The organism is Rhodovulum sp. FJ3 (assembly GCF_032918305.1).
Lineage (GTDB): Bacteria > Pseudomonadota > Alphaproteobacteria > Rhodobacterales > Rhodobacteraceae > SAT37.
This window is the reverse complement of the sequence record NZ_JAWJUU010000002.1, coordinates 607,411-632,856: the sequence shown is the minus strand read 5'-3', so window position 1 is coordinate 632,856 and position 25,446 is coordinate 607,411. Positions and strand designations below refer to the sequence as shown.

Annotated in this window: 21 protein-coding genes; 12 read left to right on the top strand and 9 right to left on the bottom strand. The window is 61.4% G+C overall.

The window, feature by feature from the left end; genetic code table 11:
• Nucleotides 1-107: 107 nt before the first annotated feature.
• Nucleotides 108-2,849, bottom strand: a complete 2,742-nt coding sequence (gyrA, locus tag R1W00_RS08135) for a DNA gyrase subunit A (RefSeq protein WP_317262226.1) — start codon at nucleotides 2,847-2,849, stop codon at nucleotides 108-110.
• A 196-nt stretch (nucleotides 2,850-3,045) separates the two neighbouring features.
• Between gyrA and R1W00_RS08130 the strand changes: the two genes are divergently transcribed.
• Nucleotides 3,046-3,315, top strand: coding sequence for an usg protein (locus tag R1W00_RS08130; RefSeq protein ID WP_317262225.1), 270 nt, complete (start codon nucleotides 3,046-3,048; stop codon nucleotides 3,313-3,315).
• Nucleotides 3,316-3,415: 100 nt separating this feature from the next.
• Here the strand turns inward: R1W00_RS08130 and R1W00_RS08125 are convergent, their stop codons facing one another.
• The 4 genes from R1W00_RS08125 to R1W00_RS08110 all read right to left on the bottom strand — a co-directional run bounded on the left by R1W00_RS08125 (nucleotide 3,416) and on the right by R1W00_RS08110 (nucleotide 6,865).
• Entirely contained in the window at nucleotides 3,416-4,594 is a 1,179-nt protein-coding gene (locus R1W00_RS08125) for an ammonium transporter (RefSeq protein ID WP_317262224.1), read from the bottom strand.
• 167 nt (nucleotides 4,595-4,761) lie between these two features.
• A complete protein-coding gene (locus R1W00_RS08120) occupies nucleotides 4,762-5,250 on the bottom strand; it encodes a CinA family protein (RefSeq protein WP_317262223.1) in 489 nt (162 codons plus the stop codon).
• The gene (locus R1W00_RS08115; protein WP_317262222.1) at nucleotides 5,247-5,729 is read right to left on the bottom strand and encodes a phosphatidylglycerophosphatase A; all 483 of its coding nucleotides are present in this window, start codon (nucleotides 5,727-5,729) and stop codon (nucleotides 5,247-5,249) included. Before R1W00_RS08115 ends, R1W00_RS08120 begins: the two co-directional genes overlap by 4 nt.
• Nucleotides 5,726-6,865, bottom strand: coding sequence for a bifunctional 2-C-methyl-D-erythritol 4-phosphate cytidylyltransferase/2-C-methyl-D-erythritol 2,4-cyclodiphosphate synthase (locus R1W00_RS08110; RefSeq protein ID WP_317262221.1), 1,140 nt, complete (start codon nucleotides 6,863-6,865; stop codon nucleotides 5,726-5,728). Before R1W00_RS08110 ends, R1W00_RS08115 begins: the two co-directional genes overlap by 4 nt.
• A 186-nt stretch (nucleotides 6,866-7,051) precedes the next feature.
• On the opposite strand from R1W00_RS08110, the gene dusB reads away from it, so the two are divergent.
• From dusB to hflX, 9 genes are all read left to right on the top strand, one after another.
• On the top strand, nucleotides 7,052-8,035 hold the full coding sequence (gene dusB / locus R1W00_RS08105; protein WP_317262220.1) for a tRNA dihydrouridine synthase DusB: 984 nt from the start codon (nucleotides 7,052-7,054) through the stop codon (nucleotides 8,033-8,035).
• Nucleotides 8,032-9,114: a two-component system sensor histidine kinase NtrB gene (locus R1W00_RS08100; protein ID WP_317262219.1), complete on the top strand. Its 1,083-nt coding sequence runs from the start codon at nucleotides 8,032-8,034 to the stop codon at nucleotides 9,112-9,114. The genes dusB and R1W00_RS08100 overlap by 4 nt, the downstream gene beginning before the upstream one ends.
• A 6-nt stretch (nucleotides 9,115-9,120) precedes the next feature.
• Nucleotides 9,121-10,518, top strand: coding sequence for a response regulator (locus tag R1W00_RS08095; protein WP_317262218.1), 1,398 nt, complete (start codon nucleotides 9,121-9,123; stop codon nucleotides 10,516-10,518).
• Nucleotides 10,519-10,656: 138 nt separating this feature from the next.
• The gene (locus R1W00_RS08090) at nucleotides 10,657-12,879 is read left to right on the top strand and encodes a PAS domain-containing sensor histidine kinase (protein WP_317262217.1); all 2,223 of its coding nucleotides are present in this window, start codon (nucleotides 10,657-10,659) and stop codon (nucleotides 12,877-12,879) included.
• A gap of 17 nt (nucleotides 12,880-12,896) precedes the next feature.
• Nucleotides 12,897-14,321, top strand: coding sequence for a sigma-54 dependent transcriptional regulator (locus tag R1W00_RS08085; protein ID WP_317262216.1), 1,425 nt, complete (start codon nucleotides 12,897-12,899; stop codon nucleotides 14,319-14,321).
• 58 nt (nucleotides 14,322-14,379) lie between these two features.
• Complete coding sequence (gene trkA / locus R1W00_RS08080; protein ID WP_317262215.1) at nucleotides 14,380-15,756, top strand: Trk system potassium transporter TrkA; 1,377 nt, start codon at nucleotides 14,380-14,382, stop codon at nucleotides 15,754-15,756.
• Nucleotides 15,757-15,765: 9 nt separating this feature from the next.
• Nucleotides 15,766-17,283, top strand: coding sequence for a TrkH family potassium uptake protein (locus R1W00_RS08075; RefSeq protein ID WP_317262214.1), 1,518 nt, complete (start codon nucleotides 15,766-15,768; stop codon nucleotides 17,281-17,283).
• Between the two features lie 140 nt (nucleotides 17,284-17,423).
• Nucleotides 17,424-17,657 carry an RNA chaperone Hfq gene (hfq, locus tag R1W00_RS08070; protein WP_037206760.1) on the top strand — a complete coding sequence of 78 codons (234 nt, stop codon included), beginning with the start codon at nucleotides 17,424-17,426 and terminating at the stop codon, nucleotides 17,655-17,657.
• A complete protein-coding gene (gene hflX / locus R1W00_RS08065) occupies nucleotides 17,658-18,941 on the top strand; it encodes a GTPase HflX (protein ID WP_317262405.1) in 1,284 nt (427 codons plus the stop codon). It abuts the gene before it with no gap.
• Here hflX and R1W00_RS08060 read toward each other — a convergent pair.
• Nucleotides 18,938-19,579, bottom strand: coding sequence for a DUF1638 domain-containing protein (locus tag R1W00_RS08060; RefSeq protein WP_317262213.1), 642 nt, complete (start codon nucleotides 19,577-19,579; stop codon nucleotides 18,938-18,940). The genes hflX and R1W00_RS08060 overlap by 4 nt on opposite strands.
• 139 nt (nucleotides 19,580-19,718) lie before the next feature.
• On the opposite strand from R1W00_RS08060, the gene R1W00_RS08055 reads away from it, so the two are divergent.
• On the top strand, nucleotides 19,719-20,231 hold the full coding sequence (locus tag R1W00_RS08055) for a hypothetical protein (protein WP_317262212.1): 513 nt from the start codon (nucleotides 19,719-19,721) through the stop codon (nucleotides 20,229-20,231).
• 55 nt (nucleotides 20,232-20,286) lie between these two features.
• Here R1W00_RS08055 and R1W00_RS08050 read toward each other — a convergent pair whose 3' ends face one another.
• Nucleotides 20,287-20,988: a B12-binding domain-containing protein gene (locus R1W00_RS08050; RefSeq protein WP_317262211.1), complete on the bottom strand. Its 702-nt coding sequence runs from the start codon at nucleotides 20,986-20,988 to the stop codon at nucleotides 20,287-20,289.
• Between the two features lie 160 nt (nucleotides 20,989-21,148).
• On the opposite strand from R1W00_RS08050, the gene R1W00_RS08045 reads away from it, so the two are divergent.
• Nucleotides 21,149-22,264: a PA0069 family radical SAM protein gene (locus R1W00_RS08045; protein ID WP_317262210.1), complete on the top strand. Its 1,116-nt coding sequence runs from the start codon at nucleotides 21,149-21,151 to the stop codon at nucleotides 22,262-22,264.
• A gap of 21 nt (nucleotides 22,265-22,285) precedes the next feature.
• Here the strand turns inward: R1W00_RS08045 and bmt are convergent, their stop codons facing one another.
• Nucleotides 22,286-23,299: a betaine--homocysteine S-methyltransferase gene (gene bmt, locus R1W00_RS08040; protein ID WP_317262209.1), complete on the bottom strand. Its 1,014-nt coding sequence runs from the start codon at nucleotides 23,297-23,299 to the stop codon at nucleotides 22,286-22,288.
• 163 nt (nucleotides 23,300-23,462) lie between these two features.
• The gene (locus R1W00_RS08035; protein ID WP_317262208.1) at nucleotides 23,463-25,331 is read right to left on the bottom strand and encodes a phosphatidylglycerol lysyltransferase domain-containing protein; all 1,869 of its coding nucleotides are present in this window, start codon (nucleotides 25,329-25,331) and stop codon (nucleotides 23,463-23,465) included.
• Nucleotides 25,332-25,446: the final 115 nt, after the last annotated feature.

Here is a 25,446-nt window from a genome sequence, read left to right as displayed (position 1 = left end):
TTAACAGATGGTTAACGTGCGCGTTTCAGGTGTGACGTTAACCAAAAGGAAAACGGGCCGCCCAAGGGCGACCCGTTTGAGATTTCAGCGGATTTGGCACCTGTGGCTTAGGTTTCGGCCTGATCCACCGCCTCGTCCTCGTCGTTTTGTTCGGCGATCCATGCGACCGAAACGACCTCTTCGCCCTTCGCCGTGTTGAATACGCGCACCCCACCGGCCGAGCGGGAGCGGAACGAAATCCCGTCCACAGGGCAGCGGATCGATTGACCCTTGGAGGTCGCCAGCATGATCTGGTCGTCCATCTGGACGGGGAAGCTGGCCACCAGTTTGCCGCCGCGCATCGCCTTGTCGATGGCCTGAACGCCTTGGCCGCCGCGTCCGCGTACGGGGTAGTCGTGGCTGCTGCTGAGCTTGCCCGCGCCGCCGGCGGTGATGGTCAGGATCAGGTCCTCGGCCGCCGACATTTCGGCATAGCGTTCCGGCGACAGTTGACCGGCCTCGACGGCGTCCTCATCGGCATCCGCGCCCTCATCCGGTGCACCGGCGATCAGGCGACGTTGTTTGAGATAGGCGGCGCGCTCTTCCGAGGTGGCCTCAAAGTGGCGGATGATGGCCATCGACACCACCGTGTCGCCATCGCCCAGACGCACACCGCGTACACCGGTGGAATCGCGGCCCTTGAACACGCGGACCTCGGTCGTGGGGAAGCGGATCGCCCGGCCCCCTGTGGTGACCAGCATCACATCGTCCTCTTCGGTACAAATGCGCGCGTTCACAAGGCTGACGTCCTCGGGCAGTTTCATCGCGATCTTGCCGTTGGATTTGACGTTGGTGAAATCCGACAGGGCATTGCGGCGGACATCGCCCGCGCTGGTCGCAAAGAAGATCTGCAGGTCCGACCATTCCTCTTCGGGGCGATCAACGGGCATGATGGCCGCGATCGACACGCCTTGGGGGATCGGCAGGATGTTGACGATGGCCTTGCCCTTGGACGTGCGGCCCCCTTGGGGCAGGCGCCATGTCTTGAGCTTGTAGACCATGCCGTCCGTCGTAAAGAACAGCAGTTGCGTATGCGTGTTGGCCACAAAGAGGTTCGTGACGACGTCCTCTTCCTTGGTGGCCATGCCAGACAGGCCCTTGCCGCCGCGACGTTGGGCGCGGTAATCGGCCAGCGGGGTGCGTTTGATATAGCCGCCCGAGGTGACGGTCACGACCATGTCTTCGCGTTCGATCAGGTCCTCATCGTCCATATCGCCGGACCAGTCGACGATCTGGGTGCGACGGGGCACGGCGAATTGCTCGCGCACCTCGCTCAGTTCGGTGCCGATGATTTCCAGAATCCGTTCGCGCGAGCGCAGGATGTCGAGGTATTCGCGGATTTTCGCCGCCAGTTCCTGCAGCTCATCCGTGACCTCTTTGACGCCCATCGCGGTCAGGCGTTGCAGGCGCAGTTCCAAAATCGCGCGGGCCTGAGTTTCGGACAGGTTATAGGTGCCATCGTCGTTGATCGTGTGGGTCGGATCATCGACCAGACGGATGTATTCGGCGATGTCATGGGCGGGCCAGCGGCGCGTCATCAGTTTCTCGCGCGCCTCGGCGGGATCGGCAGAGGCACGGATGGTCGCGACGACCTCATCCACGTTGGACACGGCCACGGCCAGACCGCAGAGGATATGGCTGCGATCACGGGCCTTGCGCAGTTCAAAGGCGGTGCGGCGCGCGACGACCTCTTCGCGGAAGTCGATGAATGCCGTCAGAAACTTGCGCAGGGTCAGCTGTTCCGGACGACCGCCGTTCAGCGCCAGCATGTTCGCGCCAAAGCTGGTCTGCATTTGGGTAAAGCGGAACAGCTGGTTCAGGACGACCTCGGGCGTGGCATCGCGCTTCAGCTCGATCACAACACGGACGCCGACGCGGTCGGATTCGTCTTGGATGCTGCTGATGCCTTCGAGTTTCTTATCGCGGACCAGTTCGGCGATCTTTTCGATCATATTGGCCTTGTTCACCTGATAGGGAATTTCGTCCAAGACAATCGCGTAGCGGTCCTTGCGGATTTCCTCGATCCGCGTTTTGGCGCGGATGATGATTGAGCCACGGCCCTCAAGATAGGCTTTGCGCGCGCCGCTGCGGCCAAGGATGATGCCGCCGGTCGGGAAATCGGGGGCGGGGATGTATTCCATCAGGTCCGCCGAATCCAGATCGGGATTTTCGATCAGCGCCAGCGTCGCATCGATCACCTCACCCAGGTTGTGGGGCGGAATGCGGGTCGCCATACCGACCGCGATGCCCTCGGCCCCGTTGACCAGCATGTTCGGAAAGCGCGCGGGTAGAACCGTGGGCTCATTACGTTCGTTCGCATAGTTCGGAACGAAATCCACCGTGTCCTTGTCGATATCGACAAGAAGCTGTTCCGCGACCTTTTCAAGACGGCTTTCGGTGTAACGATAGGCCGCGGCGGGGTCGCCATCCATCGAGCCAAAGTTGCCCTGACCGTCGATCAGCGGCACCGACATCGAGAAATCCTGTGCCATCCGCACAAGCGATTCATAAACCGCGCTGTCCCCGTGGGGGTGATAGCGGCCCATGACGTCACCGACGGCGGTGGCGCATTTGCGGTAGGCCTTGTTCTGGGTCTGGCCGTTTTCCCACAGCGTATAAAGGATGCGCCGGTGCACAGGTTTTAGGCCGTCGCGCAGGTCCGGAATCGCGCGGCTGACGATCACGGACATGGCGTAATCCATGAACGAGTTCTGCATTTCCTCTTCGATGGAAATTACAGGTCCGTCGTGCACAGGGCGCTGAGGGCCGTTTTCGTCTTCGTTTTCAGGTGTTTGCGGCGTATCGGTCACGTTTTTTCCAGCCTGTTGACGCGTCTCTATATATTGTTGGACCGACTATATCTTATCCCGCATCTTGGGTGCAATGGCCGCGTGTGAATGAGTGCGGATAGGGGGGTGAAACGGGGCTTGTGCGTTGATCTTTTTGACAAAAATTCCGGATGTGGCACCCTGATTGCAGGGAGGAGAGATCGGAACGGAGGTGATCATGGAGATGAGCGAGACCGAACTGATGCTCAAGGGCTATGGGCTGACCACGGCCGAGCTGTTTTATCACATGCCGGATTATGTGCATGTTCTGAACAGTTTTATCTGGCAAGAGTACGATTTGGCGCCGGATCATCCGCGCCTGTTTGACTTTATCGAGTTCTGGCAGCGTGAGATTGAGGGGCCGTTGCATTCGGTGCGGTTTACGCATCGCAAGCTGATCTCGCCCGGGGAATGGCGCAATGTGGTGGGGGAGTTCACCCTGCATTAACGCGTGCCTGTGGCGCGGTTTTTTTGAGTATTTGGGCCAAGATGAAAGACAAACGGCCGCCCATGGTGGACGGCCGTCATCGTGTTTTCGGTTGGCGTGCTTAGGAGACGTGGTCGTAGGCGCTCTCACCATGGGCGGTGATGTCGAGGCCGTTGAACTCTTGCTCTTCGCTGACGCGCAGGGGGGTGATCAGGGCGACCAGTTTGATCAGGACCACAGTGACGACAACGGTAAAGATGCCGACGATCGCAAGGCCGCCGAGTTGGGCGGTCCAGCTGCCCGCGCCGAAGGCCGCGATCATGATCGTGCCGAAGATGCCACCGACGCCGTGGACGGCAAAGACGTCCAGCGTGTCGTCGATTTTCAGCTTGTTCCGGATCAGGTTGACCGCCTCTTGGCACAGGATGCCCGCGACGGCGCCGATGATCAGGGCCTCAACCGGGCCGACAAAGCCCGAGGCGGGGGTGATCGAGGCGAGGCCCGCAATTGTGCCGGTGACGATGCCAACCAGCGAGGCCTTGCCGTATTTCAGCTTTTCCCACAGGGCCCATGTCAGGGATGCGGTGGCCGCCGACAGGTGGGTGACGGTCAGGGCCATGGCTGCACCGCCGTCTGCGGCCAGTTGCGAGCCGCCGTTAAAGCCGAACCAGCCGACCCAGAGCATCGAGGCGCCGATCATGACATAGCCCGGGTTATGGGGCGGTTTGGTAGCGTCCTTGCGCGGGCCAAGGAAGACGGCGATCAGGATTGCGGCCAGACCTGCGGTTTCGTGCACCACGATGCCGCCCGCAAAATCGCGCACGCCCGTGTCGCCAAAGATACCGCCATCCGACAGCATGCCGCCGCCCCAGATCCAGTGGGTCACCGGCGCATAGCAGAGCAGCATCCACAGGCCGGAGAAGACCAGCACGAATCCAAACCCGATGCGTTCGACATAGGCGCCGACGATCAGGGCGGGGGTGATGATGGCAAAGGTCATCTGGAAGGCAAAGAACAGAACCTCGGGCAGGGTGCCCGACACGGTGTCCGCCGTGATCCCGTCGAGGAACATCTTGCCAAAGCCCCCCCAATAGGCGTTTCCGTCCCCAAAGGCGATGGAATAGCCAAAGGCGAACCACAGCACGCTCATCAAACAGGCAATCGCGTAACAATGCATAAACACGCTGAGCACGTTACGGGCGCGCACTAGGCCCCCGTAGAACAGAGCCAGCCCTGGCAATGTCATAAACAGCACCAGCGCCGTGGCCACGATGATCCACGCGGTATCCGCTCCGACCATAATCCCTTCCTTCCCATTCTGATAGGTTTTTGGGCAGAGACAGTTTTTAAAGGGCGCAGGAAAGGGGCGAGTGCGAAAAATAACGATTAAAAATACGACAAAACTAAAAACGATGCCACAATGGGCGGATTGAACCCTGTTCTGATCAAAAACTGTGCGAAATAGAGTCAGGCAGGAATGGCGTTGATCAGCAAGGACAGGGCATGTTCCACCGTCGCCGCGCGCACGTTCGACCGTCCGAGCGGGCCGAAATCAATGGTTTCGGTCTGTGTCGTGCCCCCGTGTGCAAGGCCGAAACAGACGCGGCCCTCGGGCTTGAACTCCGATCCGCCGGGGCCTGCGATGCCGGTCACAGAGACAGCGATGGCGGCGTCTGAGCGGGCGAGCGCGCCGTTTGCCATTTCGGCGGCGACCTGTTCGCTGACCGCGCCGTGGGCGTCTAGGGTGGCGGGGGAAACGCCCAGCATGTCGACCTTGGCCGCGTTGGTATAGGTGACGAACCCACGGTCGAACACCGCCGAGGATCCGGCGATTTCCGTGATCGCACCGGCGATCAGGCCTGCGGTACAGCTTTCGGCGGTGGCAATCATGACACCGGCGGCGCGGGCGCGGGCCAAAAGGTCGGTGGCCAGAGCGATATGCGCCTCCGCGCTCACAGAATGATCACGTGATAGATGACGGCCAAGATCACGGTGCAAACGCCCGCGAACACACCAGCCCAGAGATCGTCCAGCATCACGCCCTTGGCGTCATGGCGGCGATCTGCGCGTCCGACGAGGGACGGTTTCCAGATGTCGAACAGGCGGAACAGCAGGAACGCCGCCACCGGACCGGGCCAGACCATCGACATGTCGCGCATCCAGAACCCGAATGCGGGGAATAACATGGCCAGCCACAGGCCAGCAACCTCATCAATCACGATCTCGGAGGGGTCTTCGCCGGGGCGGTCGCGCAGCTCGGCCTCACAGGCCCAAAAGCCCGCGATGGTCGCAACCACAAAGGCGATCACAAGCGCCGGAAAGCCCAGATAGCGTTCGATCCCCCAGCCGACGATCAGCGCGGCCAGCGATCCCCATGTGCCCGGCGCGGGACGCAGCAGGCCTGCGCCGAAAAAGATGGCGATGATGCGGCTCATGCTTTGACCAGTGTTGCCGTCGCGATGGCGGCAATCCCTTCTTTGCGACCGGTAAAGCCAAGGGTCTCACTTGTCGTGGCCTTGATGCTGACGCGGTCGGGGGTGATGCCCATGATGCGGGCCATTTCCTGTTTCATCGCGCCGGTGTGCGGCCCGATCTTGGGTTGCTCGCAGATCAGCGTGCAATCGGCATGTGTCAATGTAAACCCGTGTTCGCGGGCCAGATCGGCGGCGTGTTTCAGGAAAATGTGGCTGGCGGCGCCTTTCCATTGCGGGTCGCTGGGCGGGAAGTGCTGGCCAATGTCGCCCATGCCAAGGGCGCCGTAAATCGCGTCCGTCACCGCGTGCATGCCCACATCCGCGTCCGAATGACCCAGCAGGGCGTGGGTGTGCGGAATTTCGACCCCGCACAGGATGACGGCGGTGCCATCGGTGAACTTATGCACATCAAAACCGTTACCGGTTCGCACGTCCATGGTGCTCTCCTTTATCAGACGCTCGGCCCGCGCGAAATCGCCGGGGTAGGTCAGTTTAATGTTGTCCTCGCTGCCGTCGGTGATTTCAACGGGCAGGCCAGCGGCAAGGGCGACCTCGACATCATCCGCCGCAGGGGCGGTGACGCTGGCGTGGGCCGCGAGAATGGATTTGGTATCAAACCCTTGGGGGGTTTGGGCGCGATAAAGACCTTCGCGCGATTGGGGGCCTTGGACGCGGCCCAGATCGCCGCGCCACAGCGCATCGGAAACGGGCAGGGCGGGTGCGGCCCCGGGCGCGGTGTCAAGCGCGCGCAGAACCCCGTCGATCACATGATCAGGCACCAAAGGCCGCGCGCCATCGTGGATCAGAACGCGGTCCCCGGACACGCGGTTCAGACCCGCCCGCACAGAGGCATCGCGCGTTGCGCCGCCAGCCACCTGAATCACGTCATTTGCCCAATCTGAACAGTGTTCTGTGAACAGATGCCCGTCTTCGGGGTGGAGAACGACGATAATCTCATCAATCGCGGGATGGCGCACAAACCGTTCAATCGTCCACGACAAAACCGCCCGCCCCAGAAGGGGCTGGTATTGCTTGGGAATTTCGCCCCCTGCGCGGGTGCCGCGTCCCGCCGCAACGATCAGTGCGCTGGTCCTCATGGTTCTCTCTTTATGACCCGTTCCGTGTATGCGTTGCCAAAGCGCAGGGCAATGGGGCAGTTTTTCGCGGGCCTAATGATTAAATAATGTGCAGTATGTGTTTGATGAGTAATTTTGCGGCAGCATGGTTTGCCATTGTGGTTGCTGTCGCGTAAATCCCTTGTGAAACGCACAAGGATTAATCAATTGGCCATTCAAGTGGCGAACCTGAACTTCAGCCCGCCCGTATTTCTGGCACCTTTGGCGGGCATCACGGATTTACCGTTTCGCACGCTCGTGTCGTCCTTCGGCGCGGGCCTTGTGGTGAGCGAAATGGTCGCAAGCCAAGAGATGGTTCAGGCCAAGCCCGGCGTGCGCGAACGTGCGGAATTGGGGTTCGGGGTTGCGAACACCTCTGTCCAACTGGCCGGTCGTGACGCGGAATGGATGGCCGAGGCCGCCCGCATGGTTGAGGCCAATGGCGCGCGCATCATCGACATCAACATGGGCTGTCCCGCGAAAAAGGTCGTCAATGGCTATAGCGGCTCGGCCCTGATGCGAGATCTGGACCATGCGTTGACCTTGATTGATGCGGTTGTGGGGGCGGTCAGCGTGCCGGTAACCCTGAAGACGCGCCTTGGCTGGGATGATGATTTGATGAACGCGCCGGAATTGGCAAAGCGCGCGGAAAACAGCGGCATTGCCATGGTGACGATCCACGGGCGCACGCGCTGTCAGTTCTATAAGGGGCGCGCGGATTGGGCGGCCATCGCAAATGTGAAACAGGCCGTTGATATTCCTGTCATCGCAAACGGTGACATTGTGGATCATGACACGGCAAAAACGGCTCTTACCCAATCGGGTGCGGACGGCATCATGATCGGACGCGGCGCACAGGGGCGGCCTTGGGTGTTGGCCCAGATCGCGGCGGAGCTGACCGGCGCGGATGTGCCCGATGCGCCCACGGGTAATGACCTGATCCGCATTGTGCAGGACCATTATAGTGCGATGATTTCGTTTTACGGCGCGGCCCTCGGCAACCGCGTCGCGCGCAAGCATCTGGGCTGGTACATGGACGAGGCACACACGCCCGCCGCCCTGCGTCAGCGCGTTTTGACCGAAACCGATCCGGACACGACCCTGTCCCTGATCCCCGAGGCGCTTGATCCTGCGCATGGGGTGGCGGCATGAACGCGAAACCCTTGGACGATGTGATCTGGTCGGCCCTGCCGATGCCCGCCATTCTGGTGGATGACGCCAATTGCATTTTGCAGGTGAACCCCTCGGCCGAACAGTTTCTGGTCAGTTCGCAAAAGGCCCTGTCCGGCGTTCCGATCTGGGAGCGGCTGGAGACCGACATCCTGTTGACCGATGCGCTGGACAAGGTGCGGGACAATCAGGCGGAACTGGTCGTCAATGAATCAAACGTGGCCAGCCGTCGGCGTGCGCCGGTGCAATCCACCCTGCAAATCGCCCCCGTGGATGAGGATGAGGGCACGGTCCTGATCCTGATCACGCCGCGCAACATCGTGGACCGGCTAGAGCGCGCGCAATCGTCCAAATCCGCGGCGAAATCCGCGATCGGCATGGCCGAGATGCTGGCCCATGAAATCAAGAACCCGCTGGCGGGGATCACGGGCGCGGCCCAACTGTTGTCGATGGGTCTGGACGCGGCGGATCTGGAATTGACCGATCTGATCGTGGCCGAAAGCCGCCGGATTGTGAAACTGCTGGATCAGGTTGAACAGTTCGGCAACCTGCGCCCGCCCGAGCGCAAGGCGATCAACCTGCATGACCTGTTGGATCGCGCGCGCCGCTCGGCCCAAGTGGGCTTTGCCGCCGGTGTGCGTCTGGTTGAACAATATGACCCCTCGCTGCCCGCGACCTATGCGGACGGGGACCAGTTGTTGCAGGTGTTCCTGAACCTGCTGAAAAACGCCGCCGAGGCGATGGAGCGGACCGGCACGGGCGATGAAATCCGCATCCGCACCTTCTATGACCACTCGCTGCGCCGGCGTCTGGATGACGGGTCGGGTGTGGGCGTTCCGTTGCAGGTCGAGATCATCGATAACGGTCCCGGTCTGCCCAGCGAAATCGCCAGCGATATCTTTGAACCCTTTGTTTCCGGACGCGAAAACGGCACGGGCCTTGGCCTTGCTTTGGTGTCCAAAATCATTTCCGAGCACGATGGCCTTGTCGCCGTCGATAGCTCGTCCGCGGGCACGACGTTCCGCATCTCACTTCCTCTTGCCCCCAAGACTTCGGAGTAATTCACTATGGATGGTACAGTACTTGTCGCCGATGACGACCGCACAATCCGGACGGTTCTGACGCAGGCCCTGACGCGGGCGGGCTGTAAGGTGCACGCGACCTCCTCCCTGATGACGCTGATGCGCTGGGTCGAAGAGGGCAAGGGCGATCTGGTCATTTCGGATGTGATCATGCCGGACGGTAACGGCCTTGAGATGCTGCCAAAAATCGGGATGGAACGTCCCGGTCTGCCGGTGATTGTGATCTCGGCGCAAAACACCATCATGACCGCCATTCAGGCCGCCGAGGCCGAGGCCTATGATTACCTGCCAAAACCCTTTGACCTGCCGGACCTGATGAAACGGGCCGCGCGGGCACTGGAAAGCAAGCGGCGTGCGCCGTCGGCCACGGGCGGGGCACCCGTACCGACACCGCGCAGCGAACCGATCGCAGCAGAGAACACCGACGACCTGCCGCTGGTGGGGCGCACTCCGCAGATGCAGGCGCTCTATCGTCTGGTTGCGCGGGTGATGAACACCGATCTGGCGGTGCTGATCACGGGGGAATCGGGCACCGGTAAATCCCTGATCGCCAAGGCGATCCACGACTTTTCCGACCGGCGCAATTCGCCCTTTGTGACCGCCACCGCCGCCGATCTGGCCGGTATGGATGGCCCGTCGGAATTGCTGGCCCGTGCCAAGGGCGGCTCGATCCTGTTTGATGAGGTCGGCGATCTGGATGCCGAGGCGCAGGCGCGTATCGTGCGGATGCTAGACGGGTTTGGCGACAATTCCCCGCGCATCATGGCGTCCTCGCAGACCGATCTGATGGCACGGATGGAGGCGGGGCATTTCCGTCAGGATCTGTTCTATCGTTTGGGCGGTGTCACCGTGAATGTGCCAAGCCTGCGCGAACGCGTGGATGACATCCCGCTGTTGGCGGATCACTTCTTGGCCCGCGCGGAACGTGATGGCCTGACCCTGCGCCGGTTTGCAGATGATGCGATGGAACTGGTCCGCGCCTATAGTTGGCCCGGCAACGTGCGTCAGTTGGAAAACACCATCCGCCGTCTGGTCGTGACCTCGTCCGAAGAGGTGATTTCCCGCGCCGAGGTGGAATCGGTTCTGGGCAGCCAGCCCGAGATCGAACCGCTGGTCGGTGGTGGAGAGGGCGAAAAGCTCTCGTCGTCGGTCAACAAACACCTGCGCCGCTATTTCGACCTGCATGGTGGGGTTTTGCCGCCGCCGGGTCTCTATTCGCGGATTCTGCGTGAGGTTGAAATGCCTCTGATCGAGATCGCATTGGATGCGACCGGCGGAAATCAGGCGAAATGCGCGGATTTGCTGGGCATCAACCGAAATACCCTGCGCAAGAAGATTACAGACCTCGATATTCGCGTGACACGCCGCCGCAAATTGATGTAAAACCGCAACAGGGACTGTGGCGCGATTGTATCACCGCCACGGGACCCCAACAAAATTTGGCGGTTGCCGCGCAAAGCGGCGCAACATGGTGAGGCGGTAGTGCGAGGCCCTGCGCGGAGCGCGACCTGGAACAAGGCGATGCGATTGCGTCGTCAGCGGCGTGTGCAAAACGCTGCAACCTTGGGTCTGGTGATCCTTGGTCCGGTCTTGGCGATCCTGACATTGCTATTGCTTGGGCCCCTTGATCAGGGGGCGTCGTCGGTGTGGCTGCGTGCTGTGCTGCTGGCGGACTTGGTCTATGTGCTGATGGTGGCCTCGCTGGTGCTGATGCGCGTGGCGCAGATGATCGCGGCGCGGCGTCGCAAATCCGCCGGATCACGGTTGCACCTGCGTCTGACCGGTGTCTTTGCCGTGATCGCCCTTGTCCCTGCGGTGACGGTTGCGGTCTTTGCCGGTTTAACGGTGAACACGGGCCTTGAGGGGTGGTTCTCGGATCGTGTGCGCTCGGTTGTCGGCACGTCTCTGGAGGTCGCGGAAACCTATACCGCCGAACATCGTGCCGATCTGATTGAAGACGGTGAGGCACTGGCCTCCTACCTGAACCTCGCGCGTAATCAATCGTTTTTCCTAAGTGACGGGGATGTCCGCCGCGTTCTGACGGCCGGTCAGACTCAGGTTCAACGCGGGCTGAAAGAGGCCTATGTCATCGATTCCTCCGGAACCATCCGCGCGCGGGGCGAGGGGTCCTATCTGTTCGACTATGAGCAGCCGTCCGAGGACGATCTGACCCGCGCCAACGCCGGTGAAACCGTGTTGATTGAGGATTGGGTCAACAACGAATTCCGCGCGCTGGTGCGGCTGTCGGCCTATGTGGATCGCTATCTGTTGATCTCGCGCGGCGTGGATGGGACCTTCCTGAACCTGCTGGACGAGACTCAGGCGACCGCGCGCTTCTATCAACAGCTTGAGAATGAGCGCGGGCGCATCCTGTTCGAATTCGGCCTTCTTTATATCGGGTTTGCGGTGATCCTGATCCTTGCCTCGATCTGGTTGGGTCTGTGGTTTGCCGAACGTCTGTCGCGACCCATCGGACGTCTGGCCGGCGCGGCGCAACGCGTGGGCGCGGGCGACATGGATGTGCGCGTGATTGAGGAAGAGGGCGATGACGAAATCGCCGTCCTCGGGCGTATGTTCAACCAGATGACGCGCCAGTTGAAACGCCAGCGCAGCACGCTCTTGGCCAAGAACCAACAGATTGAAGAGCGTCAGCGCCTGTTTGACTCGGTCCTTGGCTCGGTCACGTCGGGCGTTGTGGGCGTCGATGCGGAGGGGCAGATCGAATTCCTGAACCGCTCGGCCCAACGTATTCTGGATCTGGACGGCGAGGGCGCGCTGGCCCTGCCGCTGCCTGCTGCGGTACCGGAATTCGGCGCGCTGTTTGAACGTCTGTCGACCACCGATGTCGAGGCCGCACAGGGCGAGGTCCGCCTGTCACGCAACGGGGCGATGGAAAACCTGCTGGTCCGCATGGCGATGCGCCGCGGGGATGAGGGCGAACTGGATGGCTATGTGGTGGCCTTTGACGATGTGACCGATCTGGTCAGTGCCCAGCGGATGGCGGCATGGGGCGATGTGGCCCGCCGCATCGCGCATGAGATCAAGAACCCGCTGACCCCGATCCAATTGTCCGCCGAACGCATCCGGCGCAAATTCGCGCCCAAGGTTGGGGACGACTCAGATGCCTTGGAACAGCTCACCGATGTTATTGTGCGCCAAACCAACGACTTGCGCCGCATTGTGGACGAGTTTTCGAAATTCGCCCGTATGCCCGAACCGGATCGGCGGGACGCGGATATCGTGACACTGGTGCGCGATGCGGTGGTTCTGCAAGAGGCGGGGCAACCGGAAGTCACCATCACCGGCGATCTGCCTGATGGTGCCATGATGGCCGAGGTTGATGCGACGATGATTTCGCAGGCCCTGACCAATCTGATCAAGAACGCGGGCGAGGCGACCGAGACCTATCGTCAGGAACACGACGCCGACGGGTATGCACCGACCGTTCGCGTCAGTCTGAACCGCGACGGGGCCTCGGCCCTGATCCGGATTGCGGACAACGGCATCGGCCTGCCCGAGGATCGGGCGCGCTTGTTCGAGCCCTATGTCACCACGCGGGACAAGGGCACGGGTCTGGGCCTGCCGATTGTGAAAAAGATTATCGAGGAACACGGGGGCACGCTGGCCTTGCTGGACGCGCCCCAGTTTGAGGGCAACAGCCACGTCGGCGCGATGGCAGAGATCCGTCTGCCTTTGATGACGGACGTGGCCAAGCCGCCGGAAACACCGGTGGCGGCACAATAGTAAGAGGGGACAGGTTTATGGGTGATATTCTAATTACGGACGATGAGCGCGACATTCGCGAGTTGATCGCGGATATTTTGCAGGATGAGGGCTATTCCACACGTCTGGCCGCGAATGCGACCGAATGTATGGATCAGATCGAAGACGAGCTGCCCGCGCTGATGATCCTCGACATCTGGCTCAAGGACAGCCACATGGACGGGATCGACATCCTGACCAAGGTTAAGAAAACCCACCCCGAGGTGCCGATCGTGATCATCTCCGGTCACGGCAACATCGAAATCGCAGTCGCCGCGATCAAACAGGGTGCCTATGACTTTATCGAAAAGCCGTTCAACATCGACCAGTTGCTGGTCGTGATCCGGCGGGCGATGGAAACCTCGCGTCTGCGCCGTGAGAACACCGAGTTGAAACGCGGCGGCACCGCGTCGGGCGAAATGATCGGCAATAGCTCGTCGTTCAAAACCCTTAAGGGGCAGTTGGACAAGGTCACGAAATCCAATGGTCGCGTGATGCTGTCGGGGCCTGCGGGCGTCGGCAAAGAGGTCGCCGCGCGCTATATCCACGCCAATTCCAACCGCGCCAGCGGGCCGTTCGTGACGGTGTCGTCTGCCACCATTGAACCCGACCGGATGGAAGATGTCCTGTTCGGACGCGAAACGCCCGAGGGCGGCGTTGAACAGGGCCTGCTGGAACAGGCCAACGGCGGGGTTCTGTTTTTCGATGAGGTCGCGGATATGCCCGCAGGGACCCAGTCGAAGATCCTGCGCGTTCTCGTCGATCAGTCCTTCACCCGCGTGGGCGGCACGGCCAAGGTCAACGTCGATATCCGTGTGATTTCCAGCACCACCAAGGACCTTGATGTCGAGATCGCGAACGGCACCTTCCGTCAGGAACTTTATCACCGTTTGAACGTGGTTCCGGTGGCGGTGCCTGCACTGGACGAACGGCGCGAGGACATCCCGGAACTGGCCACCCATTTCATCGGTGAGTTCAACCGCAATCAGGGCCTGCCGCTGCGCGAGCTGGATGAGGACGCGATTGCCCTGCTGCAGACCATGGAATGGCCGGGCAATGTGCGTCAGCTGAAGAACGTGATCGAACGGGTTCTGATCCTTGGCGAGGGCAGCGGCCCGATCAAGGCGCGCGAATTGCCCGAATCCGGTCCCGCCCCCGAAGAGGACACAGGCCGGATTTCCCTAAATGGGGCCTTGGCGACCTTGCCCCTGCGCGAGGCGCGCGAGTTGTTTGAACGGGAATATCTGCTGACCCAGATCAACCGTTTTGGCGGCAATATCAGCCGCACCGCCAGCTTTGTCGGGATGGAGCGTTCGGCCCTGCACCGCAAGCTGAAATCGCTGGGCGTGGTGACCACGAACAAATCCGGCACCCGCGTTGCGACCGTTGACACCAAGGACGATGCGGACACCGAACAGGCTTGATTGACCCCATAGGGCCCATCTGTCAAAGCTACGTCAAACAGGCAATTAGGATGTCCTGATGAAAGTCATTATTTGCGGCGCGGGTCAGGTTGGCTGGCAGATCGCCCGCCACTTGGCCAGCGAGAAAAACGACGTCACCGTAGTGGACAACAACGCCGATCTGGTGCGTCGTGCGACCGATACGTTGGATGTGCAGGGGGTGGCGGGGTTTGCGTCCTATCCAGATATTCTGGACCGTGCGGGCGCGCGTGACGCGGATATGATTATCGCCGCAACCTATTCCGATGAGGTCAACATGGTCACCTGTCAGGTGGCCCATTCGGTCTTTGCCATTCCGCGCAAGATCGCCCGTTTGCGCAGCCAGTCCTATCTGACCGCGATCTATTCCGACCTTTACCGGCGCGATCACATGCCCATCGACGTGGTGATCAGCCCCGAGCGTGAGGTCGCCGAGGCGGCGCTACAACGCCTGTCCGCGCCCACCACGTTTGACACCGAAAGTTTCATGGACGGCAAGGCGCAGTTGCTGGGCATTCAGCTTGGCGAGGATTGTCCGGTTCTGAATACGCCCTTGCGTCAGTTGACGGATCTGTTTTCCACCCTGCGCGCGATTGTCGTCGGCATCCGTCGCGAGGGAACCCTATTCGCGCCCGCGCCGGGGGATCAGCTGTTCTCGGGCGATCAGGTCTATGTCTTTGCCGAGGCTGGCGATGTGGGCCGGACGTTGGAGATTTTCGGCAAGGCCCCGCGCAAACAGGAACGCGTGGTGATTGTGGGCGGTGGCAACGTCGGTCTGACGGTCGCCAAAGAGCTTGAGGCCCAGCCCAAACGCATGCGCGCCCGCGTCATCGAAAAGAACCGTGCGCGCGCCGAAAACGCCGCCGACGCCTTGGAACGGACCATTGTATTGCATGGCGACGGGATGGACACGGCCCTACAGGCCGAGGCGAATATCGACCGTGCCGACGCCATTTTGGCGGTGACCGATGACGATAAAACCAACTTGTTGGCCTCTGTGCGGGCCAAGGCGGCGGGATGCCCCATGGCGATCTGTCTGGTGAACGATCCGTCCCTTGTGCCGCTGATGGCGCCCCTCGGGATTGACGCCTACATCAACCCGCGCGCCACGACGGTCAGTTCGATCCTGCGCCATATCCGGCACGGGCGGGTGCGCGGCGTCTATTCCATCGGCGACGCCGAGGCCGAGGTTATTGAGGCACAGGTTCTGAACACCTCGCCCATCTCCGGCAAAAAGATCAGCGACATCGGTTTTCCCGAGGGCGTCCTGATCGGCGCGGTGCAAAAGAACGGGCAGGTGATCAAGCCCACCGGCAACACCCGCATCGATGAGGGCGATGTGGTGGCGATCTTTACCATGGCCGATGATGTGCCCGAGGTAGAGCGCCTGTTGCAGGTCTCGATCGACTTTTTCTAGGCGACGGCTGTGCGGGTTCTGGCGAAATTTCCGTTTCTGGTCATTCTGATCGGCATTGCCGCGGCGGCGATGTATCTGCCCGCGATCCATGCGGTGTCGATCCGCGACCACCATACGGCCCGCGCGTTTTTCTATTCCGGCACGCTGTTTCTGTTCTTTGCGGTGGTGCTGGGCCTGTCGTCCTATCAGTCACGTCCGCGCAACCTTGCCCTGTCGCACCTGATCGCGCTGCCGCTGTTTTTCACGTTCATGCCGTTCCTGTTGGCCTTTCCCTTTTGGGAGGCCGTGGGCAACACCACCTTTCTGAACGCCTATTTTGAAATGGTGTCCAGCCTGACCACAACCGGCGCGACCCTGTTTGACGATCCTGCGCGCCTTGCGCCGTCGATCCATCTGTGGCGCGCGCTTGTCGGTTGGATGGGCGGGTTCTTTGTCTGGGTGACGGCGCTTGCGATCCTTGCGCCGCTGAACCTTGGCGGGTTTGAGGTGATCAGCAGCCAGAACATCGGCCAAGGCACAAAGCACGACGCCCTGTCGGTGCGCACGGCCAATACGCGTGAATTGCTGTTGCGGTTTTCGGGGCAGCTCTTGCCGATTTATGGCGGGATCACTGGTGCGCTGTGGCTGTTGTTGATCCTGTCGGGTGAGGAGCGTCTGATCGCCGTCTGCCACGCCATGTCCGTCATCGCGACCAGCGGGATTTCCCCCGTCGGTGGTCTTGAGAACGGGCTGTCGGGCCTTCCGGGGGAACTGTTTATGTTCCTGTTCCTCGGCTTTGCCCTGTCGCGCCAGACGTTCACACCCGAAACAGGGCGTGAGGGCTGGGGGCGTCTATTGCGCGATCCCGAGATCAATCTGGGTCTGGCCTGTCTGGCCGTGATCCCGATGCTGTTGTTCCTGCGCCATTGGCTGGGGGCCTATGACGTCGATGATCAGGAAAACACCGTCGCCGCCCTACGTGCCCTGTGGGGTAGCGTGTTTTCGGTGCTGTCCTTTCTGACGACCACGGGGTTTGTATCGGCCGATTGGGCGGATGCGCGGGTCTGGTCGGGCCTGCAGACGCCGGGGATGGTTCTGTTGGGGCTTGCCCTGATTGGTGGCGGCGTTGCGACCACGGCGGGCGGGGTCAAATTGCTGCGGGTCTATGCCCTTTACAAACACGGGGTGCGCGAGATGGACAAGCTGGTCCATCCGTCATCCGTAGGCGGGGCAGGGGTGTTTGCCCGCCACATCCGGCGGCGCGGGGCCTATGTGGCGTGGATCTTTTTCATGATGTTCGCCCTGTCGATTGCCCTGATCATGACGCTCTTGTCTCTGACCGGTCTGCACTTTGAAGACGTCAGCATCCTGACCGTTGCGGCCCTGTCGACGACCGGTCCCGTGGCACAGGTCGCGGGCGAGGTCCCGATCAGTTTTTCCGAACTCGACAGTGCCGGCAAAGTGATCTTCAGCGGGGCGATGATCCTTGGGCGCCTTGAAATGCTGGCCATCATCGCGCTGCTCAACCCCGAGTTTTGGCGACAATAATGCCGCAATGAGGCATCTAGTGCACAAATGCACATTATTTCCGCTGGAATCCGTCTTGCAGTCTGCTCATACTTACTGTCGTATGTGCGAGTGAATGTCCCAGTAAGGGGGCAAAACCAAGAATAAAGGCAAGAAAAACAATGGCTGCCGATAAACAGAACCTGCAGGACGCATTTCTGAATCATGTACGCAAGACCAAGGTTCCGGTCACGATCTTTCTGATCAATGGCGTCAAGCTTCAGGGTGTGATCACGTGGTTTGACAACTTTTGTGTGCTTCTGCGCCGTGATGGGCAATCGCAACTGGTCTATAAACATGCGATTTCGACTATAATGCCGGCGCAACCGATCAACCTCTATGATGGTGAGGAATAAATTTCTGATCCTGTTGACCGCGAACCGGGCCTAACACGGGCCTGGGTTCTGCATCCCGATATCACCTCGGACCGAGAGCGGCGCGACGCAGCGCCAGCGCTTGAAGAGGCCGTTTCCCTTGCTGCTGCCCTGCCGGAACTGACGGTTGTGGGCTCTACCATTGTGCCTTTGCCCAAGATGCGGGCGGGGTATCTGTTTGGGACCGGCAAGATTGATGAACTGGGCAAGATGCTGCATGACGCCGAGGTCGATCTGGTCCTCGTCGACGGGCATGTGACCCCCGTTCAGCAGCGCAATCTCGAAAAGGCGTGGAAGGTCAAGCTGCTTGACCGGACCGGTCTGATCCTTGAAATCTTTGCCGACCGCGCCCGCACCCGTGAGGGTGTTTTGCAGGTCGATCTGGCCGCGCTGTCCTATCAGCGGACCCGCCTCGTGCGCGCTTGGACCCACCTAGAGCGTCAGCGCGGTGGCCTTGGGTTCGTGGGTGGTCCCGGTGAAACCCAGATCGAGGCCGACCGCCGCGCCATCGACGAACAGATCGTCCGCCTGCGCCGTCAGTTGGCCAAGGTGGTCAAAACCCGCGACCTGCACCGCGCCGCACGCAAAAAGGTGCCGTTTCCCGTCGTGGCCCTTGTCGGTTATACCAACGCGGGCAAATCCACCTTGTTCAACCGGTTAACCGGTGCGGATGTGATGGCCAAGGACATGCTGTTCGCGACCCTTGACCCGACCATGCGGGGCGTGACCCTGCCGTCGGGGAAAAAGGTCATCCTGTCGGACACTGTGGGCTTTATTTCCGATCTGCCGACGCAACTGGTCGCGGCGTTTCGCGCCACGCTGGAAGAGGTGCTAGAGGCCGATCTGATCTTGCATGTGCGCGACATCGCCCATCCCGATAGCCAAGAGCAATCGGATGACGTGTTGCGCATTCTGGCCGATCTGGGGGTTGAGGAAGAGACGCCGCAGATCGAAATCTGGAACAAGGTCGATCTGCTGGACGAGGCGCGCCGCGAGGCGTTGCAGGTCAAGGCCGACCGCGAGGATGACGTGTTCACCCTGTCCGCGATCACCGGTCAGGGGGTTGAGACCCTGATGGATGCGGTGTCCGAGGCCCTGACCGAACCGCGTCACACGCTCGACCTGACCCTGTCCTTTGCCGAAGGGCGCGCGCGGGCGTGGCTGTTTGAGCAGGGCGTGGTCAAGGCCGAGGAACAGACCGAAACGGGCTATACGATCACCGTGTTCTGGACCGACAAACAGGCGGCGCAATACCGCGCGCTCTAACCCTGAACGGCCCCCGTGATCGCGGGGGTCAGTTCGCCGTAGCCTGTAAACCGCCGCTCATACGACAGACCTAGGCGCGCCGCACAATCGGCCGCGCGCGCATCCAGCGCGGGGTCATCGGTCTGCGCCAGATAGACCAGCGTCCGGTAATGGCCGAAATACATGTCGCGCAGCTCGGGGTGACGATCTAGGCCTAGCGGTTTCCACACAAAGGCATCGAACTGACGCGCCAGAAAATCGGTCAGGTAAAAGGCGTCGATCTCATCTCGCGCGGTGAAGGTATCCACGCCTTCGAAAAACGCATAGCAATGCGGTCCGCGGATCATCTCCACGCCATGCGCCGCGCAAACCTGTTCCAGCGCGCCGCCGGTGCCGCAATCGGCATAGGCGACAAAGATCCGGTCAAAGTTCGGCGCGTGTTTGATCAGGGCCTTTTCGACCTCGGTGGCGATCTTTTCGGGGTGATTGTGCAGAATCGCGGGCAAACAGGCCAAGCTGACGTGCTCCCACCCGCCGGTTTTGATCACGGCAAGTATTTCATGCGCCAACGCACCACAGGCCAGGATAAGGATTTTTCCACCTTCGGTTGAGAAATATCCCATTTCTGTCAACTTGGCGTCATCAATTCGCGCGGTCATCTGTCGTAATCCTCATGCTTTCGTGTGGCAGTGTAACGGTATCGAAATGAATTTCACCTTCACGTGGGATCAGCGCGAGATGGTTGCGGGATGGACAGGGGCGGGCCATGTCTAGTGCAACGTATTTAGGGACGATGACATGACTGATACCAACACCACAATGATGAGCAGCGATAAATCCGCGGCTCTGGATATGCACACAATCTTTGCCATTCTGATCGCGGGTTCGACCGGCACCATCGCCTTTGACCTGTTTGGTCAGGCGATCAGCCCGGGACTTGGCTTTGCCAATCTGGCGCCTGTCGGTCTGGCGCGGTCTCTGTTGGGGGCGCTTGGGTTGCCCAACGGGAACCCCGCGGGCAATCTTTTGCACCTGTTTCTGGTCGGCCTGATTGCCTATCCGGTGGGCTGGCTGTTCATTGCCAAGCCGATCATCGCCAAGATCATTCCGGGTCTGCATTGGGTCATCGCCTCGGCGATCTACGGCGTGGGCCTGTGGGTTTTCGCCATCGGTGGCGTGACCAAGGTGGCAGGTCTGCCGTTCTTCTTGAACTTTACGGGGATCACTTGGGTCGCTCTGACGGGTCATACGCTCTATGCGATCGTATGTGCGGGGACCTTTGTGTATCTCAACAGCCTGCGCGCAAAGTAAGGCGCGCAACCCACTCACGAAGCAAAAAGGGGGCAGCGTCGCTGCCCCCTTTGTTTTAGGCGCTCATCTGGTTGTGCTTGCGCGCGATGTATTCTTTGGCTGTTTCCACCGCCACGGCCGCATCACGGCAATAGGCGTCGGCGCCAATGGCCTTGCCGAACTCTTCGTTCAGGGGCGCGCCGCCCACCAGAACGATGTAGTCGTCGCGGATGCCTTGTTCGACCATCGCGTCGATGACGACCTTCATATAGGGCATCGTCGTGGTCAGCAGGGCGGACATACCCAGAATATCGGCCTGTTCTTTGTCGATGGCCTCAAGATAGTTCTCGACGGGGTTGTTGATGCCGATGTCGACAACCTCAAACCCTGCGCCTTCCATCATCATGCCGACAAGGTTCTTGCCGATGTCGTGGATGTCGCCCTTGACGGTGCCGATGACCATCTTGCCCATACGCGGTGCGCCGGTTTCGGCCAGCAGCGGTTTCAGGATGGCCATGCCGCCCTTCATCGCGTTTGCCGCCAGCAGGACCTCGGGCACGAAGAGGATGCCGTCGCGGAAGTCGTGGCCAACGATCGTCATCCCCGCGACCAAGGCTTTGGTCAGGATGTCATAAGGTGCCCAGCCGCGTTCCAGCAGGATATTTACACCTTCTTCGATTTCCTCTTTCAGACCATCATAGAGGTCATCCATCATCTGCTGGACCAACTCGTCGTCGGGCAGTTCGGACAGGATGATATCGTCTTCTTCATCGGCCATTGGCTTACTCCTGGCAGGCGGTGGTCGCACTATTAAGGATGATATTTACGGAATCGGGCGTCGTGTTAATGGCAAATTGCGACATAGGCGCGCACGCCACCGACGTTACGGTTGCAAAACAGGGGGTTGTGATCGAAAGGGGCTGGCGCGGGTGGAACAAATGTTCTACTTTCGTTCTCAAATGACACAGGTTCCCCAATCCCCCCATGCGCCGGTGATCCGCGCGCGCGCCACGGCGCAGAACGACCCGTCGCGGTTCGATCCGTACCGGCGTGAGGTGCTGGATGACGGGTGGCTGGACACGGTTGAGGTGGAGGCGGGCGCGCCGATCCGCACCTCTGTGCGCAATGAACGCGCGCGCCGGATCCTGACCAAAAACCAGTCGCCCGATATTCCATTCGACCGCTCGATCAACCCCTATCGCGGGTGCGAACACGGCTGTATCTACTGTTTTGCGCGCCCCACGCATGCCTATCTGGACATGTCGCCGGGTCTGGATTTCGAAACCCGCCTGATCGCGCGCCCCAACGCGGCCGAGCAATTGGCGCGGGAACTGTCCGCGCCGCGCTACCGCCCCGCGCCGATTGCGATCGGGACCAACACCGACCCGTACCAGCCCGTCGAACGGGACCGTGGCATCATGCGTGACATCCTGCAGGTGCTGAACGATTTCAACCATCCGGTCACGATCACCACCAAGGGCGCGCTGATCACACGCGACATCGACATTCTGGCGGATATGGCCACGCGCGATCTGGTCCATGTGGGGGTGTCGGTTACGACCCTCGATCCGGTTCTGTCCCGCAAGATGGAACCGCGCGCCGCCGCGCCCAACCGCCGGATTGAGGTGATCGGACGTCTGGCCGATGCGGGCATCCCGACGCGCGTCATGATTGCGCCGGTCATTCCCGCGCTGACCGATCATGAGCTGGAACAAATCCTTGCCACCGCCGTTCAGGCCGGTGCGACCGGCGCGAACTGGATCATGCTGCGCCTGCCGCGTGAGGTTGCGCCGTTGTTTCAGGACTGGCTGAACACCCATTACCCCGACCGCGCCGGACGCGTGTTGGGCCATATCCGCGATATGCATGGCGGTGCCTTGTACGAGTCCGCATGGGGGCGCCGGATGCAGGGACAGGGGGCCTATGCCAAACTGATCGGCGCGCGGTTTAAACGTGCGTTCACGGCGTTGGGTCTGGACCAGAGATCGCGCCCCTTGCGTGTGCACGACTTCTGTGTCCCGCCACGCGTGGGGGATCAGTTGAGCCTGTTTTGACATCTCGGTGCCTGTGGGCGATTAGGCGCGACGGCGACGACGGGTGCGGGCGGGCGCGGGTGCCTCATCCCCTGTGCCGTCGCTGTTGGACGAGAACCCGCCCAGTGCCTCGGCGATTTGTTCCAGCGTCGGGCGATCCCCACGGGGACGCGTTTCCAGCGCGGCACGCATCGCGCGCAGGTGCTCGGGCGTCGTGCCACAGCAACCGCCGATGATCGTCGCGCCACAATCGCGCGCCAGAACGGCGTAATCCGCCATCAGTTCGGGCGTGCCATCGTAGTGGATGTGACCGTCGTGGTATTTCGGAATGCCCGCGTTGCCCTTGGCGATCACCGGCGTTTCGGTGCCAGCCGCGGAAAAGCCCATCACAGTGCGCAGCAGATCGGACGCGCCCACACCACAGTTGGCCCCAAAGGCCAGCGGCGGGTAGGGCAGTTTCGCGATCATCTCGGCCAGATCGGCCGAGGTCACGCCCATCATCGTGCGACCAGCGGTGTCAAAGCTCATCGTGCCGCACCACGGCATACCGGCCAGTTTCGCGGCCTCGCCTGCGGCTTTGAATTCATCGGGGGCGGAAATGGTTTCGACCCACAGAACGTCTGCGCCGCCCTCTTTCAGACCCTCGGCCTGTTCGTGGAACATCTCAACGGCGGCGGAATAGGACAGGTGGCCCATGGGCTCCATGATTTCGCCGGTCGGACCGACGGAACCTGCGACCACAATCGGGCGACCGGCGGCATCTGCCACCTCGCGGCCCAGCTCGGCACCCACGCGGTTCAACTCGCGCACGCGGTTCTGCGCGTCATGCAGTTTCAGACGCGAGGCATTGCCGCCAAAGGTGTTGGTCAGGAAGATGTCCGACCCTGCGTCAACCGCCCCACGATAGAGCGCGCGGATGTTGTTGGGTTCGTCCACGTTCCACAGTTCCGGCGCATCGCCCGAGCTCAGCCCCATGTTGAACAGGTTCGTACCCGTCGCACCATCCGCCAACAACCAGTCGCGGGTTTTCAAAAGTTCGGTCAGGGCGTCGCTCATCCGATGTCCTTTCGTGATGGCCGATGGGGCGCAACAGGGGCACCCCCGGATGGACCGAGGGCATGTTCGTGGGCGCTATGTGTCACTTGTGACATCAAACCGCAAATTCTTATTTGTCATAATGATGATGAAAACGGCGCATGTTGGCCGGATGTGAGGGGGATCAGGCGGCGGGGCGCAGGATTTCGCGAATGATTTCCGCCCCCGCAACCGACAGGGCCAAGGGCGAGGACGCCGCGACATAGAGCATCTCCCAGCGCGGGGCAAAGGCGGCCTTGAACTGGCGCAGACCCGCGCCCGGTGCCGTGCGGCGCGCATAGGTTTGCAGTTTGCTCAGGCGGGGATCGGTGATCTCGCCCTCATAAGGAACGGCGGCAAGGGACAGGCGCGCGCAACCGGCGGCGCGGGCGGCGGCGATTCCTGCGGTGACAAGGGCGTACATGGTGCCATCAGGCGCATCATCGCCCGTGCGCATCAGGTCCAGCGTGTATTCGCTGACCCCTCGGTGGAAGGTGGCAAACGCCACGGGCGTATCGCCGACAAAGGCCGTGAACACCGCCTGTTGGTCGATGTAATCGGTGTCGAACGTGCCCATGGAAAAGCCGCGCTCGCCCTTATTGCGGGTGGCCCATTGGCGGTGAAGGTCGGCCATCGTGGCCGCATCGGGCGCACCGGCGCGGACCGTCACGCCGGCCTTATCTGCCTTGCGCAATTTGCGACGCAGGCCGCTGCGCGCGGGCGTGTCCAGTGTGAAATCGGCCAGATCGATCAGCGCCTCTTGGGCCACGGGGATCACCGTGAACCCGCGGCGGCGGGCGCGTGCGGCGGTGCGGGCCGAGCATTTATAGACGCAGGGCGCGGTGTGGCTATTGGCGGCGCGCACCCGCAGCGCGTCCAGCGCCGTGTCGGGGCAATCGCCCACCGGATCCCCCAGCGCGATCAGGCTCTGGCCCAAGCGCGCGGAGACAAACGCCGGATTGCCACAGGGGGATTTCAACAGTTCCTTGCGGCCCTGATAGATCAACGCGGCCTCGGCCCGTTTGGTCGTGGCAATCGCGTGCCGGTCTGCGGGGTTCAGTTTGGCGGGCGCGACGGTTTTGGGATAGGCGCGCCATTGTTTGATGGGACCGGACAGCCAGACCAGACCGGCCAGTGCGGCGGGCAGGGCATAGTACACCACGCGCCACGCGACGATCCCCGCCAGCAAGGGCTCGCTGTCAAATTGGGACAAGAGCGCCAGTAGCGTCACCTCAAACGGGCCGACGCCACCGGGCGTGCCACTGATCAACCCCGCGCCAAAGGCCAAGAGGAACGCGGGCAACAGGACCTGATAGCTGACGTCCGCAGGCATCAAACAGTAGAGACCAAAGGCGGCGGCCAGCGTGTCGAGGCAGGCAAAGGCGACGATCACCGCCATGGCGCGCAGCGAGGGCAGGCGCAGGGCGCGACCCCGAAACGACAGGCGCGGCGGCCAGATCGACAGGGCCATCGCGCCGAAACACAGAACCACCGCCGCGATGCCCGCGTACTGATAAACCGGTTCGCCCGAGGGAAGGATCAACAGGGTCAGGCCCGTGACGACCAACCACCCCGCCAAAAAGGATGCGGTCACAAGGATCGTCAGCTGTGCCGCCCCCGCCGCGCCCAAGCTGGGCAAAAGGCGCCAGCGCACCAAGCTGCCCGTGACGACCCCGAATCCCAGCGTTTGGGACAGAGCAATCCCGGTCGCGCCTGTGATGCGGGCCGCGCGGGTGCAGACGCCGGTGCCGATAATCCCGTGCAACACGCCGTCATAGCGCCCGATGGCCCAGAAACTGACCCCCGTGGCCAGAACGGCCAAGGCCCAATCGCCCGCGGACACGGCCAGAACGCATTCGATCACCCGCCCGACGTCCAATGCCATCACACGGTCGCGCAACAAAAATACCACCAGAGCCGCAATCGACCACGGCCCGATCTGACGCAGGATCAGACGGCCACGCGACGGGGCAATGGCCGCATGGGCGTCGGTGTCTTGGTGCGATGTGCTCAACGGCGGGTCCTCACAGACTGAGTCACAGACTCATATACGGCACAGGGGTTAACGATTTTGCCCACCGCGTCGATTTGGCCAAAGGTCGGATCAAACAGGACGGCGGGTTTAAGAA

Excerpts from the sequence above, each read along its gene's own strand:
- R1W00_RS08130 (WP_317262225.1), top strand. The coding sequence starts at position 3,046 with ATGGAGATGAGCGAGACCGAACTGATGCTCAAGGGCTATGGGCTGACC.
- R1W00_RS08125 (WP_317262224.1), bottom strand. The coding sequence starts at position 4,594 with ATGGTCGGAGCGGATACCGCGTGGATCATCGTGGCCACGGCGCTGGTG.
- R1W00_RS08115 (WP_317262222.1), bottom strand. The coding sequence starts at position 5,729 with ATGAGCCGCATCATCGCCATCTTTTTCGGCGCAGGCCTGCTGCGTCCC.
- R1W00_RS08110 (WP_317262221.1), bottom strand. The coding sequence starts at position 6,865 with ATGAGGACCAGCGCACTGATCGTTGCGGCGGGACGCGGCACCCGCGCA.
- R1W00_RS08100 (WP_317262219.1), top strand. The coding sequence starts at position 8,032 with ATGAACGCGAAACCCTTGGACGATGTGATCTGGTCGGCCCTGCCGATG.
- R1W00_RS08095 (WP_317262218.1), top strand. The coding sequence starts at position 9,121 with ATGGATGGTACAGTACTTGTCGCCGATGACGACCGCACAATCCGGACG.
- R1W00_RS08090 (WP_317262217.1), top strand. The coding sequence starts at position 10,657 with ATGCGATTGCGTCGTCAGCGGCGTGTGCAAAACGCTGCAACCTTGGGT.
- R1W00_RS08085 (WP_317262216.1), top strand. The coding sequence starts at position 12,897 with ATGGGTGATATTCTAATTACGGACGATGAGCGCGACATTCGCGAGTTG.
- trkA (WP_317262215.1), top strand. The coding sequence starts at position 14,380 with ATGAAAGTCATTATTTGCGGCGCGGGTCAGGTTGGCTGGCAGATCGCC.
- hfq (WP_037206760.1), top strand. The coding sequence starts at position 17,424 with ATGGCTGCCGATAAACAGAACCTGCAGGACGCATTTCTGAATCATGTA.
- R1W00_RS08060 (WP_317262213.1), bottom strand. The coding sequence starts at position 19,579 with ATGACCGCGCGAATTGATGACGCCAAGTTGACAGAAATGGGATATTTC.
- R1W00_RS08055 (WP_317262212.1), top strand. The coding sequence starts at position 19,719 with ATGACTGATACCAACACCACAATGATGAGCAGCGATAAATCCGCGGCT.
- R1W00_RS08050 (WP_317262211.1), bottom strand. The coding sequence starts at position 20,988 with ATGGCCGATGAAGAAGACGATATCATCCTGTCCGAACTGCCCGACGAC.
- R1W00_RS08045 (WP_317262210.1), top strand. The coding sequence starts at position 21,149 with ATGTTCTACTTTCGTTCTCAAATGACACAGGTTCCCCAATCCCCCCAT.
- bmt (WP_317262209.1), bottom strand. The coding sequence starts at position 23,299 with ATGAGCGACGCCCTGACCGAACTTTTGAAAACCCGCGACTGGTTGTTG.